The sequence below is a fragment of the Mesorhizobium sp. M7D.F.Ca.US.004.01.2.1 genome (genome assembly GCF_003997785.1).
GTDB lineage: Bacteria > Pseudomonadota > Alphaproteobacteria > Rhizobiales > Rhizobiaceae > Mesorhizobium > Mesorhizobium loti.
The window spans coordinates 1-480 of record NZ_RZRQ01000761.1 but is presented as its reverse complement, the minus strand read 5'-3'; the positions used below and the strand labels follow the sequence as shown (position 1 = coordinate 480).

1 protein-coding gene is annotated in these 480 nt (G+C 67.3%); it reads left to right on the top strand.

The window, feature by feature from the left end:
* On the top strand, window positions 1–480 hold a 480-nt coding region (locus EN993_RS36670; RefSeq protein ID WP_245469094.1), incomplete at both ends, for an FGGY-family carbohydrate kinase.

Sequence of the window (480 nt, the reverse complement as noted above, 5' to 3'; positions counted from 1 at the left end):
CGCGGCGGCCATCGGCGACGGCGTCACCGCGCTGGGGTCGTCGCTGACCATCAAGATCCTGTCCGACCGGTCGATCTCGGCGCCTCGCTTCGGCATCTACAGCCATCGGCTCGGCAACGCCTGGCTGGCGGGCGGCGCTTCGAATTCCGGCGGCAAGGTGCTGGCCCAGCATTTTCCGCTGGCGCGCATCATCGAACTCAGCGCGGCAATCGACCCCAAGACCACGACCGGCCTCGACTACTACCCGCTCAGCACTTCAGGCGAACGCTTCCCGATCGCCGATCCGGCGTTGCCGCCACGCCTCACGCCCCGGCCAGCGGATGACGCCAACTATCTGAAAGCGATGTTCGAAGGCATCGCCGCGATCGAAGCGCTTGGTTATGACAGGCTTGCCGAACTCGGCGCGCCTGCGCTGACATCGGTCAGGAGCGTCGGTGGCGGCGCCGCAAACCCGACCTGGACGGCAATCCGGCAGCGCAA